Source organism: Actinomadura rayongensis (assembly GCF_009831215.1).
Lineage (GTDB): Bacteria > Actinomycetota > Actinomycetes > Streptosporangiales > Streptosporangiaceae > Spirillospora > Spirillospora rayongensis.
In genome coordinates, this window is the sequence record NZ_WUTW01000004.1 from 340,647 (window position 1) to 357,924 (window position 17,278).

General features: G+C 73.3%; 15 protein-coding genes. 8 read left to right on the top strand and 7 right to left on the bottom strand.

Features of this window, described 5'->3' with window-relative positions; genetic code table 11:
* Window positions 1-44 precede the first annotated feature (44 nt).
* Window positions 45-497, top strand: coding sequence for a universal stress protein (locus tag GQ466_RS20775; RefSeq protein ID WP_161104653.1), 453 nt, complete (start codon window positions 45-47; stop codon window positions 495-497).
* Between the two features lies 1 nt (window position 498).
* Here the strand turns inward: GQ466_RS20775 and GQ466_RS20780 are convergent, their stop codons facing one another.
* Entirely contained in the window at window positions 499-1,119 is a 621-nt protein-coding gene (locus tag GQ466_RS20780) for a DUF6069 family protein (protein ID WP_161104654.1), read from the bottom strand.
* Between the two features lie 184 nt (window positions 1,120-1,303).
* The gene (gene glnII, locus GQ466_RS20785) at window positions 1,304-2,323 is read right to left on the bottom strand and encodes a glutamine synthetase (RefSeq protein WP_161104655.1); all 1,020 of its coding nucleotides are present in this window, start codon (window positions 2,321-2,323) and stop codon (window positions 1,304-1,306) included.
* A gap of 262 nt (window positions 2,324-2,585) precedes the next feature.
* Between glnII and sepF the strand changes: the two genes are divergently transcribed.
* On the top strand, window positions 2,586-2,822 hold the full coding sequence (gene sepF, locus GQ466_RS20790; RefSeq protein WP_161104656.1) for a cell division protein SepF: 237 nt from the start codon (window positions 2,586-2,588) through the stop codon (window positions 2,820-2,822).
* 9 nt (window positions 2,823-2,831) lie between these two features.
* Here the strand turns inward: sepF and GQ466_RS20795 are convergent, their stop codons facing one another.
* The gene (locus GQ466_RS20795; protein ID WP_161104657.1) at window positions 2,832-3,692 is read right to left on the bottom strand and encodes a LysR family transcriptional regulator; all 861 of its coding nucleotides are present in this window, start codon (window positions 3,690-3,692) and stop codon (window positions 2,832-2,834) included.
* Between the two features lie 95 nt (window positions 3,693-3,787).
* Between GQ466_RS20795 and GQ466_RS20800 the strand changes: the two genes are divergently transcribed.
* Complete coding sequence (locus GQ466_RS20800) at window positions 3,788-4,969, top strand: MFS transporter (protein WP_161104658.1); 1,182 nt, start codon at window positions 3,788-3,790, stop codon at window positions 4,967-4,969.
* 26 nt (window positions 4,970-4,995) lie between these two features.
* Here the strand turns inward: GQ466_RS20800 and GQ466_RS20805 are convergent, their stop codons facing one another.
* The 4 genes from GQ466_RS20805 to GQ466_RS20820 form a co-directional block, all read right to left on the bottom strand.
* A complete protein-coding gene (locus GQ466_RS20805; RefSeq protein WP_161104659.1) occupies window positions 4,996-6,447 on the bottom strand; it encodes an alkaline phosphatase family protein in 1,452 nt (483 codons plus the stop codon).
* 173 nt (window positions 6,448-6,620) lie between these two features.
* On the bottom strand, window positions 6,621-7,457 hold the full coding sequence (locus GQ466_RS20810; protein WP_337193561.1) for an NAD-dependent protein deacetylase: 837 nt from the start codon (window positions 7,455-7,457) through the stop codon (window positions 6,621-6,623).
* Window positions 7,458-7,471: 14 nt separating this feature from the next.
* A complete protein-coding gene (locus tag GQ466_RS20815) occupies window positions 7,472-8,656 on the bottom strand; it encodes a thiolase family protein (RefSeq protein WP_161104661.1) in 1,185 nt (394 codons plus the stop codon).
* A 63-nt stretch (window positions 8,657-8,719) separates the two neighbouring features.
* The gene (locus GQ466_RS20820; RefSeq protein WP_161104662.1) at window positions 8,720-9,640 is read right to left on the bottom strand and encodes a TauD/TfdA dioxygenase family protein; all 921 of its coding nucleotides are present in this window, start codon (window positions 9,638-9,640) and stop codon (window positions 8,720-8,722) included.
* A 136-nt stretch (window positions 9,641-9,776) separates the two neighbouring features.
* Between GQ466_RS20820 and GQ466_RS20825 the strand changes: the two genes are divergently transcribed.
* From GQ466_RS20825 to GQ466_RS20845, 5 genes are read left to right on the top strand one after another with little or no spacing between them, the layout of a single operon-like run.
* Window positions 9,777-11,339, top strand: a complete 1,563-nt coding sequence (locus GQ466_RS20825) for an ABC transporter substrate-binding protein (RefSeq protein WP_161104663.1) — start codon at window positions 9,777-9,779, stop codon at window positions 11,337-11,339.
* Window positions 11,340-11,349: 10 nt separating this feature from the next.
* Window positions 11,350-12,309, top strand: coding sequence for an ABC transporter permease subunit (locus GQ466_RS20830; protein ID WP_161104664.1), 960 nt, complete (start codon window positions 11,350-11,352; stop codon window positions 12,307-12,309).
* Window positions 12,306-13,160 carry an ABC transporter permease gene (locus GQ466_RS20835; protein ID WP_161104665.1) on the top strand — a complete coding sequence of 285 codons (855 nt, stop codon included), beginning with the start codon at window positions 12,306-12,308 and terminating at the stop codon, window positions 13,158-13,160. The genes GQ466_RS20830 and GQ466_RS20835 overlap by 4 nt, the downstream gene beginning before the upstream one ends.
* The gene (locus GQ466_RS20840; protein ID WP_161104666.1) at window positions 13,157-14,761 is read left to right on the top strand and encodes a dipeptide ABC transporter ATP-binding protein; all 1,605 of its coding nucleotides are present in this window, start codon (window positions 13,157-13,159) and stop codon (window positions 14,759-14,761) included. The genes GQ466_RS20835 and GQ466_RS20840 overlap by 4 nt, the downstream gene beginning before the upstream one ends.
* Complete coding sequence (locus tag GQ466_RS20845) at window positions 14,758-17,076, top strand: arylsulfatase (protein ID WP_161104667.1); 2,319 nt, start codon at window positions 14,758-14,760, stop codon at window positions 17,074-17,076. Before GQ466_RS20840 ends, GQ466_RS20845 begins: the two co-directional genes overlap by 4 nt.
* The last annotated feature ends 202 nt before the right edge of the window (window positions 17,077-17,278 follow it).

Genomic DNA, 17,278 nt, shown 5'->3' on the forward strand with positions numbered 1-17,278 from the left:
TCCTGACCGCCCGGTCGTTTCCGCCGGGCCCTAGGCTGGAGCGCATGACCGAGCAGCCGATCGTGCCGGCCGACGACGGCCCGCGCGTGGTCGTCGCGGGCGTCGACGGCTCCGCGACGTCCCTGCGCGCCGCCGCCTACGCCTGGGGCCTCGCCCGGCGCAGCGACGCGCGGCTGGTGTTCGTCCACGCGTCCACCGTCGCGTCCCTGTCCACGCTGACGCCCGCGGGCGCGAACGCGGTGCGCGAGGCCGAGGCGGAGATCACGGCCGAGCTGCGGGCGACCTTCGCGGCGGCGGCCCGGACGTACCCGGGCGTGCGCTACGAGCTGGTGTCCGAGCCGGGCGACGCGTTCGGCGTCATCTCCCGCGTCGCCGACGAGCGGCGCGCCGACGCGGTCGTCGTCGGGGCGTCCGCGCAGGCCGGGCACCGGCTCATCGGCTCGGTCGCGGTCCGGCTGGTGCGGACCGGGCGCTGGCCCGTGACCGTCGTGCCCTGAGTCAGCGGCGCCAGCGACGGCGACGGCGCGGACGGGCGTCCGGCCACTCGCGGGACGCGGCGCCCACCAGCGTCAGCATGCCGACGATCAGCGTTCCGCCCGCGAGGTTCAGCGCGGCGGTCGCGACCATCGCCGCGATGTCCCCGCGCACGGTCAGCGGCAGCAGCGCCGCGATGACGACGACGAGCGCGCCCGTCCACGCGAACGACCGCACCGGCCGCTCGGCCGTCCCGGACAGGACGTGCAGCAGCGCGGTCGCCTGCACCGTGACGGCCCCCGCGCACACGCCGTAGGTGAGCCCGGCCGAGCCCGGCCCCGCCTCGGCGTCCAGGAACGCCGGGACCGGGACGCCGAACAGCGCCCGGCCGAGGAACGCCGCCGAGGCCGCGAGCGCCGCCGCCGCGAACGCCAGCGCGACGCCGCACCACCAGACGCGGCGGACGTCGATCTCCGGTTCGGCCGCCCACCGCTCGTGCAGGGCGACGAAGTCGTCGTAGCGGCGCACGGCGCGCTCGGGGGCGCGGTCCAGGGCCGTCCGGCAGCGGTACGAGCGCCGGTAGGAGGCGGGCGGGCGCGTGCCCCGCGCCGCCCGGCGCCGGTGTTCCGACGCGCCTGAGCCCATGACCCCTCCCCCCGGTTCGGTCATCGGTGAACTACCCGCCGTCACCGCGCCGAACGCTCGGCCTTTCCGCTCTTTGTCGTCATTTGAGGCGGGACGCCGAACGGCCGAGAGGCCCCGGAGCGGAACTCCGGGGCCTCTCGGCGTGCGAAACGGCGTGCGAAACGGCGCGGCGGCGCCGGGGGGATCAGACCTGGCCGGCCTTCTCCAGCGCCTCGCAGCAGGTGTTCACCAGCAGGCGCGTCACGTTGTACGGGTCGATGTTGGCGTTCGGGCGACGGTCCTCGATGTAGCCCTTCTTCTCCACCTCGACCTGCCACGGGATGCGCACCGAGGCGCCGCGGTTGGAGACGCCGTAGCTGAACTCGTTGTACGGCGCGGTCTCGTGCAGGCCGGTGAGGCGGTCCGCGATGCCCTCGCCGTACCCGGCGATGTGCTCCTCGACCTTGCCCTCGGCGCCGAGCGACTCGCACGCGGTGATGATCGCGTCGTAGCTCTCGCGCATCGCCTTGGTGGAGAAGTTCGTGTGCGCGCCCGCGCCGTTCCAGTCGCCCTTCACCGGCTTGGCGTCGATGCTGGCGGCGACGTCGTGGTCCTCGGCGATGCGGTAGAGCAGCCAGCGCGCGAGCCACAGGTGGTCGGAGACCTCCAGCGGGCCCGCCGGGCCGATCTGGAACTCCCACTGGCCGGGCATGACCTCGGCGTTGATGCCGGAGACCTTGATGCCCGCGAGGAGGCACGCCTCCAGGTGCTCCTCGACGATCTCGCGGCCGAAGACCTCGTCGGCGCCGACGCCGCAGTAGTACGGGCCCTGCGGGGCCGGGAAGCCGGTCTCGGGGAAGCCGAGCGGACGGCCGGCCTGGAAGAACGTGTACTCCTGCTCGATGCCGAACCAGGCGTCCTGCGCGGCGTACTTCTCGGCGACCGGGCGCAGCTTGGCGCGGTTGTTGGTCGGGTGCGGCGTGCCGTCCACGAGGTAGACCTCGCAGAGCACCAGCTTGTTGTCGCCGCCGCGGATCGGGTCCGGGACGGACAGGACGGGCTTGAGCACGCAGTCCGAGTTGTCACCGGGGGCCTGGTTGGTGCTGGAACCGTCGAATCCCCAGTCCGGCAGGTCCGCGCCGTCGGGGAGGATCCTGGTCTTGGACCGGAGCTTGGCGGACGGCTCGGTCCCGTCGATCCAGATGTACTCGGCCTTGTAGCTCAACGTCGGTTCCCTTCGTCATGCCCGCCTGTTGGTGACCGAGAGCGAGCATGGCAATCGGGCATTTCACACCTGTTGCTCATATGTGAACGCCATGTTAAACAGGGCTTGACCTGCCGCTATAGCATGAGAGAGATGTCACATGGAGCGTTTTAAGGGACTTTGCTTCACATAGGGTTCACCGTCACCAACCGTGGACGCGTGACCGCACGGTGACGATCCGTCGATCTGGACAGCCCCCCGGTCGCCCAGCACACTGACCCTCGTGGACTTCCGGACGGTCAAGCCCCGCGACTACGACGACGTGATCCATGTGGGCCACTTCTTCTGCATCGGCCACCGCATCGTCATGGACCTCGCCCATCTGAGCGACGAGGACGCCAAGCCGCTCATCGACTTCGCGTCCGGCATGGTCTTCGGCCGCCAGGGCGCGATGGACCGCATCGCCCCGAAGGTCTTCCTGCTCACGCCGCCCGGACTGATGAGCCCGGCCGCGTCCTGACGTCCCGCGTCAGGCGTCCGGCAGCATCGCCAGCAGCGCGGCCGTCGCGGGCGCGGGCGGACGGTCCGCCGCCGTCGCGACCGCCAGCTCGAACGGGATCGCGGGCTCGACGCCGACCGCGACGACGCGCGGCCCGGCCCGGCGCAGCGCCGACCGGGGCACCAGCGCGACCCCCAGCCCCTCGGCGACGAGGTCGACCAGGTCGGGCATCAGGTCGACCTCGCAGGACGCGCGGCGGCGCAGCCCGATCGCGGCGCAGTGGCGGTCCACCAGCGCGCGCAGCGCCGAGTCGGCCCGGAACTCCACGAACTCGCGGTCGCCGAGCGCGGCCAGGCCGACCGACGGCTCCCCCGCGAGCGGATCGCCGGCCGCGACGGCCAGCACCATCGGCTCGGCCGCGAGCGGGACGAGCCGCAGGTGCCGCGCCCGCACCGGGAGGCCGAGGAACGCGAGGTCCAGCTCCCCGTCGGCGACGGCGGCGGCCATCGCGTCCACGCTGGCGGTGGACAGCCGCAGCGTGACGCCCGGATACGCCCGGTGGTAGCGGGCGATGAGGACGAGCGGGTCGAACGACTGGACGGTCCCGATCGCGAGGCGCCCGCGCAGCAGGCCGCGCACGGCGTCGACGGCGTCCCTGCCGTCCTGCGCGGCGGCGAGCGCGCGGCGGGCGGCGGGCAGCAGCGCGCGGCCCGCCTCGGTCAGCTCGACCCGGCGGCTGCTGCGGACCAGCAGCTCGGCGCCCAGCTCCCGTTCCAGCGCGCGGAGCGAACTGGACAGGCTCGACTGGACGAGGTGGACGCGCCGCGCCGCCCGCGTGAAGTGCCGTTCTTCGGCGATCGCCACGAAATGCCTGAGCTGGCGCAGCTCCATGCAGGGATGGTACCGATCGAAGCTATGGGAAGAATCTGTTGGATAGATGCCTCCGTGGGCGTTCATCCTGGTCTCTCGTGAGCACCCCAAGGACTATGGACCGATCCACCGAACGTCCCACGGCGCGCGCGGGCGTGCTGTTCGTCGCCTTCGCCTTCACCGTGGGAATGCTCGGCACGACGCTTCCGACCCCGCTGTACGGCCTCTACCAGCAGCAGTTCGGCTTCTCCAACCTGCTGACGACCGTGATCTACGCGGTCTACGCGTTCGGGGTCCTGCTGGCGCTGCTGCTGTTCGGGCGCGCCTCCGACGTGCTCGGCCGCCGCCCGCTGCTGCTGGCCGCGCTCGCGACGTCCGCCCTGTCCGCCGTGTTGTTCCTCACCGACGGCGGCGTGCCGGTGCTGATCGCCGGGCGGCTGGTGTCGGGTCTGTCCGCCGGCTTCCTCACCGGCACCGGGACGGTCGCGCTCGTCGAACTCGTCGCCCCCCGGCACCGGCCGCGCGCGGCGATGCTCGCGACGGCCGTCAACATGCTCGGCCTCGGCACCGGCCCGCTGCTGGCCGGGCTGCTCGCCGAGTACGCGCCCGCGCCGCTGCGCCTGCCGTTCCTCGTGGACCTGGCGCTGCTGGCGGTCGCGGCCGTCGGCGTCTGGCGGACGCCCGAGACCGTCGCGGCGCCGCGCCGCGAGCTGCCGCGCCCGCAGCGGCCGGGCGTGCCGCCGGAGGTGCGGCCGGTGTTCGTCCCGGCGGCGCTCGCGGTGTTCGCGGCGTTCTCGGTGTTCGGCCTGCTCACCGCGATCGAGCCGGGCTTCCTCGCGACGCTGCTGCACCTGACGAACCGGGCGGTCGCCGGGACGGTCGTGTTCTCGATGTTCGCGGGCTCGGTCGTCGGGCAGACGGCCCTGTCCCGCGTGCCGGGACGGCTCGCGCTGCGGCTCGGCTGCCTCGTGCTGATCGCCGGGCTGGGCGCGATCGCCGTCGCGCTGGCGACCAGCACGCTCGCGCCGCTCGTCCTCGGCACGATCGTCGTGGGCGTCGGGCAGGGCCTCGGGTTCCGCGCCGGGATGACGGCGATCAGCGAGGCGAGCCCCGCCGCCCGGCGCGCCGAGACGGTCTCCAGCTTCTTCGTCGTCGCCTATGTCGGCATCTCGGTCCCGGTGATCCTCGTGGGCGTGGCCGCGCACGCGTGGGGCCTGCGCACGGCGGGCCTGACGTTCACGGGCGCGGTCGCCCTCGTGGCGCTGACGGCGTTCCTGCTCCTGCTGCGCCGCCGCTGAGCCGCCGCTGAGCCGCCGCTGACCCGTCAGCCGCGCGGACGCGGCCGGTCGCCGCGCTCCTGGACGGGACGCTTCTGCTTCGCGCCGGGCAGCCGCGGCGCGGGCAGCGTCTCGACGTTCCCGATCGCCCGCGCCAGCTCCCGCCCGGTGTTGGGCAGGCTCGGGAACCGGGCGGCGGACGCGAATCCGAACGCCGAGGTCAGGTCGCCGAACGTCCGGCGCCGCCAGGCGGTGAGGTTCGGGATCGCGACGCCGGTCAGCCGCTCCAGGAACCGCAGCGGCGAGGTGTGGTCGAATTTCTCGCTCGCGACCCAGCCGCCCCGCGTCCACGGGGAAACGATCACGCACGGCACGCGGAAGCCGCCGCCGATGGGGAGGCCGCCGATGAACTCGTCCGGGGTGCCGTCCGGCGGCGTGGGCGGCGGGACGTGGTCGAACAGGCCGTCGTTCTCGTCGTAGGTGAGGATGAAGACCGTCTTGGCCCAGACGTCCGGGTTGGACGCGATGGCGTCGATCTTGCTCGCGATGAAGTCGGCTCCGGCGGCGGGCGTGTAGTCGGGGTGCTCGGACTGGTAGCTGGTCGGGATGATCCACGAGACCGTCGGGAGGCGGTCGTGGGAGGCGTCGTACTCGAACCGTCCGGCCGAGGACGTGCGCATCGCGCTGCGGTGGAGCGTCGAGCCGACCGGCGCGTCCTGGTAGACCTCGAACTGCTCCAGGACGTTGCAGCCGTAGTTGTCGGACTCCTGGTAGACCTTCCACGTCACACCGGCCTCGGTGAGCGCCTCCGGGTACGTCTTCCACCGGTAGGGCGTGGGGGCGACGTTGCTCGTCACCGGCCCGCCGCGCTCGCCGGACGGGTCGATGCTCGCGCTCATGAGGTACAGCCGGTTGGGCCACGTCGGGCCGAACACCGAGCAGTGGTACTGGTCGCAGACGGTGAACTGCTCGGCCAGCGCGAAGTGGAACGGGATGTCCTCGCGGGTGTAGTAGCCCATCACGTAAGGGCCGTTGACGCCGTCGGCCTTGCGGTGCGCGGGCAGCCAGGCGTCCATCTTCCCGTGGTTCCACGCCGCGTGCTGGACGCTCCAGGCGTGGCTGGTGGACGGGATGGCCTGCGCGCTGGTCGTCCCGGTGTCCAGGTGGAACGGCAGGACGTAGCCCGCCGGGTTGACCTCGTCGGGCTGGTGGAACACCGAGCGCCCGGTGCTGAGCGTGAGGGCGTCCGGGTCGTCGAAGCCGGCGACGCCCGGGAGCGTTCCGAAGTAGTGGTCGAAGCTGCGGTTCTCCTGCATGAGGATCACCACGTGCTCGATGTCGCCGATCCTGCCGGCGCGGCGCGCGGGGGCGGCGGCGAGCGCGCGGCGGACGTTCGGCGGGAGGACGTCGGCGGCGAGGGCGGCGGCGGTGGCGGCCCCGGCGGCGGTCAGGAAGCGGCGGCGGGTGGGCGTTCCGTTGGGCAGGGCGGTGTCGGGCATGGGAGCGGCACTCCTCGCAGAAAATGCGGATGAACCCGACAAGGAACGATCTATGGCGCGTTCTGCCGCGCGGCGGACGCGGCGTGAATGCGGGGAGAAAACAACCGGTCACCCGGGATCACCCACGAGTGAACCCTATGTCACTCAACGGCCACACAAAGTAGCCACGCCGGTCAGGCGGTGAGCCGATCCGCCAGGTCGGTGAGCGTCGTGCCGAGCGGCGCGTCGATCCGGACGAGCGCGTCCGCGTCCCCCCGTGTCGGCCCCTGGTTCACGATCGCGACCGGGACGGCCAGCCGCGCCGCCCGCCGCACGAACCGGTACCCCGACATGACCGTCAGCGACGTGCCGAGGACGAGCAGCGTCCCCGCCCGCTCGGTCAGCGCGAAGCACCGCTCGACCAGCGGGCGCGCGACGTTCTCGCCGAAGAACACCACGTCCGGCTTGAGGACGCCGCCGCAGCCCGCGCAGTCCACGATGCGGAAGGCGGCGACCTGCGCGTCGGTGAGGACGACGTCGCCGTCGGGGTTGACGGCTCCGGCGGCGGCCGTCCAGCCGGGGTTGGCGGCGCGCAGCCGGGCGTCCAGGGCCGCGCGGGGCGTGCGGGCGCCGCAGCCGAGGCAGACGACGCGGTCGAGCGCGCCGTGCAGTTCCAGCACGTCCCGGGCGCCCGCCGCCTGGTGCAGGCCGTCCACGTTCTGGGTGATGATCCCGGCGAGCAGGCCGTGCCGCTGGAGCGCCGCGACCGCGCGGTGCCCGGCGTTCGGCGCGGCGCCGGTCACGTGCCGCCAGCCGACGTGGCTGCGCGCCCAGTACCGCCGCCGGGCGGCCTCGCTCCCGACGAACGTCTGGTAGGTCATGGGCGTGGCGGGCCGGCCGCGCGCCGCCGGGCCCCGGTAGTCCGGAATGCCGGACTCGGTGGACAGTCCGGCCCCGCTGAGCACCACGACATCGCCGTCGGCGAGCAGGTCGGCGAGCACGGCGGTCGCATCGGGGGCGAAAACGGTCACGCTTTCATAGTGCCTCAGCGTTCGAGGACCAGCGCCACGCCTTGCCCGACCCCGACGCACAGCGCGGCGACGCCCGTCCCGGACCCGGCGGCGGCGAGCTGATGGGCGACCGCCCCGGCGATCCGGGCGCCGGACGCGCCCAGCGGGTGGCCGATCGCGATGGCCCCGCCGCGCGGGTTCACCACGGCCGGGTCCAGCTCGGGCCACTCGGCCAGGCAGCCGAGGGCCTGCGCGGCGAACGCCTCGTTCAGCTCCAGGACACCGACGTCGGCGAACGTCCGTCCGGCCCGCTCCAGGGCCGTCCGGACGGCGCGCACCGGCCCGAGGCCGAAGTACTGCGGCTCGATCGCCGTCACGGCCGACGCCCGCACCCGCGCGAGCGGTTCCCGTCCGGTCGCCGCGAGGCCCGCCGCGTCGGTGACGAGCAGCGCGGCGGCGCCGTCGTTGAGCGGGGAGCTGTTCCCGGCCGTGACCGTCCCGCCCGGCCGGAACGCGGGCTTCAGCCGGGCCAGCGCGTCCAGCGAGGTCGTGTCGCGGATCGTCTCGTCGCGCGTCAGGTCCGTGCCGGGCACCGGGACGCTCTCGGCGTCGAACAGCCCGTCCTTCCACGCGCGGGCGGCCTTGCGGTGGCTGGCCAGCGCGAACGCGTCCTGGTCCGCCTGCGTGATCTCGTGCTTGTCGGCGACCAGCTCGGCGCCCTCGCCGAGCGCGACCGTCCACTGCGGCTCCATGCGCGGGTTCACCATCCGCCACCCCAGCGTGGTGGAGAACATCTCCGGCGCGCCCGCCGGGAACGCCCGCTCGGGCTTCGGGACCACCCACGGCGCCCGGCTCATCGACTCGACGCCGCCCGCGACCACGACCGACGCCTCACCGACCGCGACGGCCCGCGCCGCCTGGATCACCGCCTCCAGCCCGGACGAGCACAGCCGGTTGACCGTCGCGCCCGGCACCGTCACCGGCAGCCCGGCCAGCAGCGCCGCCATCCGCCCGACGTTGCGGTTCTCCTCCCCCGCGCCGTTGGCGTTCCCGAGGACCACGTCGTCCACCCGCGCCGGGTCCAGCGCGGGCGACCGGGCGAGCAGTTCCCGCACGGCGTGCGCGGCGAGGTCGTCCGGCCGCACCCGCGCCAGCGCGCCGCCGTACTTCCCGACCGGCGTGCGCACGGCGTCCACGATGAAGACGTCCCGGTAGCCCATGAAACCGAGTCTGGTTCGGGAGCTGGGACGCTGTCAACGCGCGGCGCACGCCGGCCCGCCCGGCTAGGCGGCGAGGGACGAGAAGCCGGACGCGTCGCCCTCGATGACGGTGCTGACGTCCCCGTCGATGCCCACCGGCACGTCCCCGGCCACGGTGATCCGGTGCAGGCGCCGCGGGTGGTCGTCGTAGTCGGCGACGGCGTAGTGCTGCGTCGCGCGGTTGTCCCAGATCGCGATGTCACCGGGCCGCCAGGTCCACCGGACGGTGTTCTCCAGCTTGGTGATGTGCCGCTGGAACAGCGTGTAGAGGTCCTGGAAGTCGGCCGAGGACAGCCCCCGGATCGACTGCGCGAAGTGGCCGAGCAGCAGCGACGGCTCGCCGGTCTCGGGGTGGACGCGGACGAGCGGGTGCTCGGTGACGAACGAGGTGTGCCGGAACTCGGCCCGGTACGCCTCCTCCTTGACGTCCACGCCGCCGATCACCGGGCGCTCGATCGCGTAGTCGAACGCGTTGCTGTGCAGGACGCGCAGCCGCGCCGCCAGCGCCTGGAGCCCGGGGTGCAGGGTCGCGTAGGCGTTGACCGTGTTCGCCCAGACCGTCGTGCCGCCGTAGGGCGGCAGCGTGATCGCCCGCAGGACGCTGATCGCCGGGACGCGGTCCACGAACGTGACGTCGGTGTGCCAGCTGTTGGCCTTGCCCTGCTCGGAGTCGATGGGCAGGATCGCCCGGCCGTCGCCGCGCACGGTCGGGTGCGGCGAGGTGACCTCGCCGAGCTGCGCCGCGAAGGCGTACTGGTCGTCGTCGGTGGCGTGATCCTGGTCACGCAGGAACACGACCCGGTGCTTGAGCAGCGCCGCCCGGAACTCCGCCACGGCCGAGGGAGCGAGGTCCGCGCCGATGCGCAGGCCCGAGACGACCGCGCCGATGTTGCCCCCGACGGGCGTGACGTCCAGCGCCGCCCGACTGCCGGTGAACTGGGTCATAGGTCATAATCCTCTCGAAAAGACGCCATCTCGGACGCCGCCCAAACCCGTCTAACTTGATCGGGTAAGTAGGAATACTATACAAACGAGGCACCCCGGTAGGTGCCCCGTCGCGGGCGAGCGAAGAGAGACCCCCATGAACCCAGCCCTGTCCCGACGCGCACTGCTGTCCGGCGCCGCCGGCGGCGCCGCCCTGCTGGCCCTCGCCGGCTGCACCTCGGCGGTCGGCGCCCAGAACTCCGGCACCGTCAAGAAGGGCGGGACGTTCCTCGGCGGCATCTCCACCGACCTCGTCCCCGCGAACTTCTTCACCAACTCCAACGCCGGCGTCACGACGATCATCGGCCTGGTCTACGAGAGCCTGATCCGCTACCCCGTGGACCGGCTGCGGCCCGAGCCCCGACTGGCCAAGGACTGGACGATCTCCCCCGACGGCCGCACGGTCACGCTCCACCTGCGCGACGACGTGACGTTCCACACCGGCCGCCCGTTCACCTCGGCCGACGTCGCCTTCTCGCTGAGGACCTACGCCGACCCGAAGTGGAACGGCCAGCTCAAGAGCACCGCGCAGGCCATCACGTCGATCGACGCGCGCGACCCGCACACGGCCGTCCTGCACCTGGCGCACCCGCTCGGCAACATCCTCGACCTGCTGGAGATCGTCCCGATCGTGGACGAGAAGACGTTCGCGGGCGTCGGCGACGGCAGCCGCTACGTCGGCACCGGGCCGTTCGTGTTCGAGAGGTGGAGCCCGAACTCGCGCCTGAAGTTCACGAAGAACCCGCACTACTGGGTGCCGGGCCGTCCGTACCTGGACGCCGTGGACATCGCGGTCATCACCGACGCGACGCCCCTCACCAGCCAGCTCCGCAGCGGGCAGATCGACTACGCCTACGGCAGCAGCTTCCTGGACATCGAGCGGCTGGAGAAGTCCGGCAAGTACGACACGATCCAGCTCCGGGGCGCCGAGACGCAGGTGTACGTCGGGACGAACGTCACCGCCGAGGGGCTGTCGGACGTGCGCGTCCGGCAGGCCATCGCCTACGCCCTCGACCGGGACCGCGTCATCGCCGAGGTCTTCCGGGGCAGCGGCTACACGGCCAACCTGCCGTGGCCGAAGACGTCCCCCGCCTACGACGCGAAGCTCAACGCGTCCTACGGGCGGAACGTCGCCAGGGCCAAGAGCCTGCTCGCCGAGTACGGCAAGCCCGTCCCGACGCTGAAGTACAGCTACGTCGGCAAGGACCCGCTGCTCGCGGCGACCGCGCAGATCGTCCAGGCGAACCTGAAGGAGATCGGCGTCACCGTCGCGCTGGACCCGCTGGACCCGCCGACGTTCGTCGCCCAGCTCATCGGCGGCAAGTTCCCGGGGCTCTGGACGACCTACCACTCGTGGGCGCAGTACACGCCGTCGACGCTGACGGTCAGCGCCTATCCGTTCAACGCGCTGAAGAACACCTCGCACTACTCGTCGGCGGCCTACACCAAGGACGCGGACACGGCGTGGCGGCAGGTCGCGGGCGACGGCGTCAAGGCGCGGGAGGCGTACGCGGCGCTGTCCAAGGACCTGCTGGACGGGCTGTTCCTCATCGAGATCGGCGTGATCGAGGGACGCTGGGCCGTCAGCGACCGGGTCAAGGGCGTCGCGTACACCAAGCGCTCCGAACTCGTGCTGACCGACGCGCAGCTCACCGCGTGAGGACGCCGCCGTGACGTCCTATCTCCTGCGCCGGCTGCCGTCGCTGGCCGCCGTGCTCGCGGTGTCGTCCGTGCTGATCTTCGGGCTGATCCGGCTCGTCCCCGGCGACCCCGCGACGACGCTGGCCGGGGCGAACGCGACCCCCGACGCCGTCGCGGCGATCCGGCACCAGCTCGGCCTGGACCAGCCGCTTCTGACGCAGTACCTCCGCTGGCTCGGCGACCTGGTGACGTTCGACCCCGGACGGTCGTACATCATCGGCGGCGGCATCGGCGCGCTCGTCGGCGACGCGCTCGGCAACACGCTCCTGCTGACCGGGAGCGCGCTGCTGCTCGCCGTCGCGTCCGCGCTGCTGCTCGGCCCGCTGTGGGCCGGGACGCGGCGGCGCTGGCTGGAGCACCTGCTGACGGGCGTCAACACGCTGGCCATCGCGATTCCGACGTTCGTGCTCGGCGTCGCGCTGGCGCTGGTGTTCGGCGTCCTCGTGCCGGTGCTGCCCGCCGGGGGCGTGCCGCGCGCCGGGCTGCTCGCCGACCCGTCCATCACGGCGCAGTACCTGCTGCTGCCCGCGGTGTGCCTCGGGCTGCCGGTCGGCGCGGTGCTGACCCGGTACCTCGCCGAGTCGCTGCGGACGGAACTCTCCAAGCCGTACGTCGTGACGGCGCTCGCGGCGGGCGTGGCGCGGCGGCGGCTGCTGTTCCGGCACGCGCTGCGCAACGTCCTGCCGACGAGCCTCACCGTGCTCGGCCTCCAGACGGGCGCGCTGCTCGGCGGCGCGGTCCTGGTCGAGTTCACCTTCTCCTGGCCCGGCCTCGGGCTGCTGATCGAGCGCGCGGTGACCGGCCGCGACTACCCGGTCGTGCAGGTGCTGCTCATGCTGTCGGTGACGGTGTTCGCCGTCCTGCAACTGCTGACCGACGCCGCGCACGCCCTGCTCGACCCGCGCATCCGGCTCGGGGGTGCCCGATGACCGATCTCGCGCTGAAAGTCGGGAAGGCCCCGCGCGTCCGGCGGGGCGCGCTCACGCACGGACGCGGCCTCGCGGGGCTCGTGCTCGTCGGCGCGGTCGTGCTGCTCGGCGTCCTCGCCCCGCTCATCGCGCCGTACGCGCCGCAGCAGCAGATCCCGGGCGCGAACCTGCTCGGCGCGAGCGGCGCGCACCTGTTCGGCACCGACGAGGTGAACCGGGACGTGTTCTCCCGAGTGCTGTACGGCGTCCGGATCGACCTCGCGATCTGCCTGGTCGCCGTGCCGTGCGGCGCGCTGCTCGGCGGTCTCGCCGGGCTGGTCGCCGGGCAGGCCGCGCCCGCCGACGTGCTCGCGCAGCGCGTCTTCGACGTCCTGCTCGCCTTCCCGCCGATCATCCTCGGCATCGCGATCGCGGCCGTCACCGGACCCGGCGTGCTGCCGGTCGTCTGCGTCGTGGTCGGGGCCGAGGTGCCGCTGTTCGGACGGCTCGTCCGGACGGCCGCGCTGGAGGTCCGCGAACTGCCCTACGTGGACGCCGCCGAGACGATGGGCGCGTCCCGGACGTGGGTGCTGCGCAAACACGTCGTGCCCAACATCCTCGACGCGGTGATCGTCCAGCTCGCGCTGTCGGCGTCGGGCGCGGTGTTCATCGACAGCGCGATGAACTTCATCGGGATCGGCGTCCGGCCCCCGACGCCGTCGCTCGGCGGGGTCCTCGCCGCCGCGATGGGACAGCTCGGCGCGAACGCGTTCTACGCGGTCGGGCCGCTGCTGGTGATCGTCGTGCTCGTGCTCGGTTTCCAGCTCATCGCGCAGGCCCTGCTGGCCGCGCGGCGCGGAGGTGCGCGATGACCCCGGTGCTGCGGATCAGGGACCTGGCCGTCCGGTTCCCCGGCGGGACGGCCGTCCAGGGCGTCGATCTCGACCTGAACCCGGACGAGGTGCTGGCCGTCGTCGGCGAGTCCGGGTCGGGCAAGTCGGTCACCGCGCTGGCGGTCATGGGGCTGCTGCCCCCGGCCGCGACCGCGTCCGGCAGCGTGACGCTGGACGGCCGGGAACTGCTCGGCCTGCCCGAGGAGGAACTGCGCCGCGTGCGCGGGGCCCGGATCGCGCTCGTGTTCCAGGAGCCGTCGACGGCGCTCAACCCGGTCGAACGCGTCGGCTGGCAGATCGGCGAGGTGCTGCGCGCGCACGGGACGTCCTCACGCCGCGAGCGGACGCGCCGGGCGGCCGAGCTGCTGGCGTCCGTCGGGATCCCGCCCGGGCGGGCGCGCGACTACCCGCACCAGTTCTCCGGCGGGCAGAAGCAGCGGATCGTGCTGGCCCTCGCGCTCGCGGCCGGTCCGGACGTCCTCATCGCCGACGAGCCCACCACCGCGCTCGACGTGACCGTCCAGGCCGAGATCCTGGCGCTGCTGCGGGAGCTGCGGCGCGAACGGCGGCTGGCGGTGCTGCTCATCACGCACAACATGGGCGTCGTCGCCGACCTCGCCGACCGGGTCGCGGTCATGCGCGACGGCCGGGTGGTCGAGACTCAGGACGCCCTCCGCCTGTTCGACGCTCCGGAGACCGAGTACGCGCGGAAGCTGCTGGCGGCGGTGCCGCGCCTGGACGGGGCCGACCACCCGTCACGGGCCGCGCGGCACGGCGAACCGGTGTTCGCGGTCTCGGACCTGGTCGTCGACTATCCCGGACGTCGGGCGACCCTCGACGGCATCACGCTGTCGGTCGCGCCCGGCGAGGTGCTCGGGCTGGTCGGCGAGTCCGGGTCCGGGAAGACGACGCTCGGGCGGGTCGCGGTGGGGCGGCTGCGGCCCACGTCCGGGAGCGCGCGGCTGTTCGGGCTCGACCTGGCCTCGCTCCGGCGGTCGGAGCTGCGCGCGGTGCGGCGGCGGATCGGGGTCGTCCACCAGGATCCGGCCGCGTCGCTCGACCCGCGCCGGACCGTCCTGGAGTCGATCACCGAACCGCTCGACGTCCACGGGATCGGCACCCCGGCCTCGCGGGTCGCCCGCGCCGAGGAGCTGCTGGACCAGGTCGCGCTGCGCCGCGAGCACGGCCGGCGGCTGCCCCGCGAGCTGTCGGGCGGGCAGCGGCAGCGGGTGGCGCTCGCGCGGGCGCTCGTCCTGGAGCCGGACCTGCTGCTCGCCGACGAGCCGACGAGCGCGCTGGACGTGTCCGTGCAGGCGGCCGTCCTGGATCTGTTCGCCGAACTCCAGGAGCGGCACGGCTTCGCGTGCGTGTTCATCAGCCACGACCTCGCGGTCGTGCACCGGGTCGCCGACCGGGTCGCGGTGCTGCGCGGCGGGCGGCTCGTGGAGTCCGGGCCGGCGCGGGACGTCCTGACGCGGCCCGCCGACCCGTACACGCGGACGCTCGTGGCGTCCGTCCCGATCCCCGACCCCGTCGCCCAGCGGTCCCGGCGCGGACCCGACCTGGAGGTTCCGGCATGACCGTCCCCCCGTACGCCCGCGGCTACGAAGGCTTCCAGGGCCGCGTCGGCCGGACGGCGGCCGAGTCCTCGCCGTGGTGGCCGGACGTCCCGACGCCGCGCGCGGGCGCGCCGAACATCGTCGTCGTGCTCGCCGACGACCTCGGCTACTCCGACATCGGCCCGTTCGGCGCCGAGGCGGCCACCCCGACGCTGGACCGGCTCGCGGCGCGCGGCTACCGGTTCTCCAACTACCACACGACCCCGGTCTGCTCGCCCGCCCGCGCGGCGCTGCTGACCGGCGTGAACCCGCACCGGGCGGGGTTCGCGAGCGTCGCGAACTTCGACCCCGGCTTCCCCGGCCTCACGCTCGAACTGGGCGACGACGTCGTCACGCTGCCCGAGGCGCTGCGGGAGGCGGGCTACGCGACGTTCATGGCGGGCAAGTGGCACCTCACCCGCGACGCGCAGATGAACGACGCGGGGCGCCGTCGCTCCTGGCCCGTCCAGCGCGGCTTCGACCGCTACTACGGGACGCTGGAGGGGCTGAACAGCTTCTTCGCGCCGAACCGGCTCGTCCGCGACAACAGCCCGGTCGAGGTCGAGCGCTATCCGGACGACTACTACCTGACCGACGACCTCACCGACGAGGCCATCGGGATGATCCGCTCGCTGCGGGCGTCCGACGACCGTCCGTTCTTCCTCTACTTCGCCCACCACGCGATGCACGGGCCGCTCGGCGCCCCGGCCGACGCGCTCGCCCGGCAGCGCGGCCGGTACGACGGCGGCTGGGATCGGCTGCGGGAGGAGCGGTTCGCGCGGCAGCTCGCGTCCGGGCTGTTCCCGTCGGGGACGCGGCTCGCGCCCCGCAACGCCGAGCCGGGGTTGGACGTGCCCGCCTGGTCGTCGCTGCCCGCCGCGGAACGGTCGTTGCTCGCCCGGTACATGGAGGTTTATGCGGCGATGGTCGAGAACATCGACCAGAACCTCGGCCGCCTGCTCGCCGCCATCGAGGAGTACGGGGAGCTGGACAACACCATCGTCGTGTTCACGTCCGACAACGGCGGGACGGCCGAGGGCGGCGCCGCCGGGACGCGGAGCTACTTCAGCCAGTTCGTCCATGTGGCGGGGCTGCCCGCGTCGTGGGAGCGGGACACGCCGCTGGATCCGTCGCTCATCGGCGGGCCGCAGGCGATGGTCCACTATCCGCGCGGGTGGGGCATGGCGTCCAACACGCCGTTCCGTCTCTACAAGGGGAACACGTTCGCGGGCGGTGTGCGGGTGCCGTTCGTGCTGTCGTGGCCTGCGGGGCTGCCGCGCGCCGCAGACGACTCGGGACTACGCCCGCAGTACCAATACGTCACCGACCTGTACCCGACGCTGCTGGAACTCGCTGGCGTGTCACGCCCCGCGACCCGTCAGGGCGTGCCCGCGCTGGATCTGGACGGCGCCAGTTTCGCGTCCGTCGCACAATCGGAGCAGGCGGCGAGCACGCACCCCGAGCAGTACGCCGAGTGGGGCGGCCAGCGCGGCTACTACCGCGACGGCTGGAAGCTGCTGACGCTGCACGCGCCGGGGACGCCGTACGACGACGCGGAATGGGAGCTGTACGACGTCACCGCCGATCCCACCGAGATCGACGACGTCTCCGCCCAGCACCCGGAACTGACTCGCGAGTTGGCGGACGCATGGGAGAAGGCCGCCTGGCACAACACGGTCTTCCCACTGACGGACGCGTCGGGACGGCTGAACGTCCGCCGTCCCGCCGAGGCCGCGCTGACCCGCCCGGTGACCCTTCCGGCGGGCACGCCCGCGCTGGAGCGCTACCGGTCGTCCAAGCTGATCGCTTTGCGCGACGTGGACATCGAGGTCCGCGCGACGCTCGCCTCCGGCGACGCGGGCGTCCTGGTGGCGCACGGCGACCAAGGCGGCGGCTACGTCCTGTTCGTGGAGGACGGCCGCCTGCGCCTGGACTGGAACGACTACGGCGCCCTGCGCTCCCTCGACGCCGGCCCGGTCTCCCCCGGCCCCGCCTCCTGGGTGCTACGCCTGACGGCCTTGCCCGAGTTCCGCTGGCGGGTGTCGGTCCACTCGGGCGACACCGAACTGGCAGCCCTGGACGAGGTCGCGATGCTCGTGGGAATGGCACCGTGGACGGGCATCTCCGTCGGCATCGACCGGGGCGGCCCAGTCTCGTGGCCACTACACGAACGCCACCGCGCCTTCCCGTTCACCGGCCGCCTGCACCACGTCCGCTACGTGCCGGGCGCGCCCGCCGACTACGCGCCCGGCCGCGTCCACGCCGCCACGGCCGCGGCGACAGACGTCTACGAGTAGCTACTTCAGCGCGCGCAGCGCCTTCCTGAGCCGCTTCTCCGGCGCGGGGTGATAGCCCCAGGCGAGCGGGGGCGGCGCTGTCCGGCCCGCGCGCCGATCGCGTGCTGCTGAAGGACGGCCCACGGCGCGGCGTCGCGTCAATCTCCTCCGCGAGCTTCTCCGCGCCGTGCCACCGGCACGGCTCGACGTGAACGACGAACCC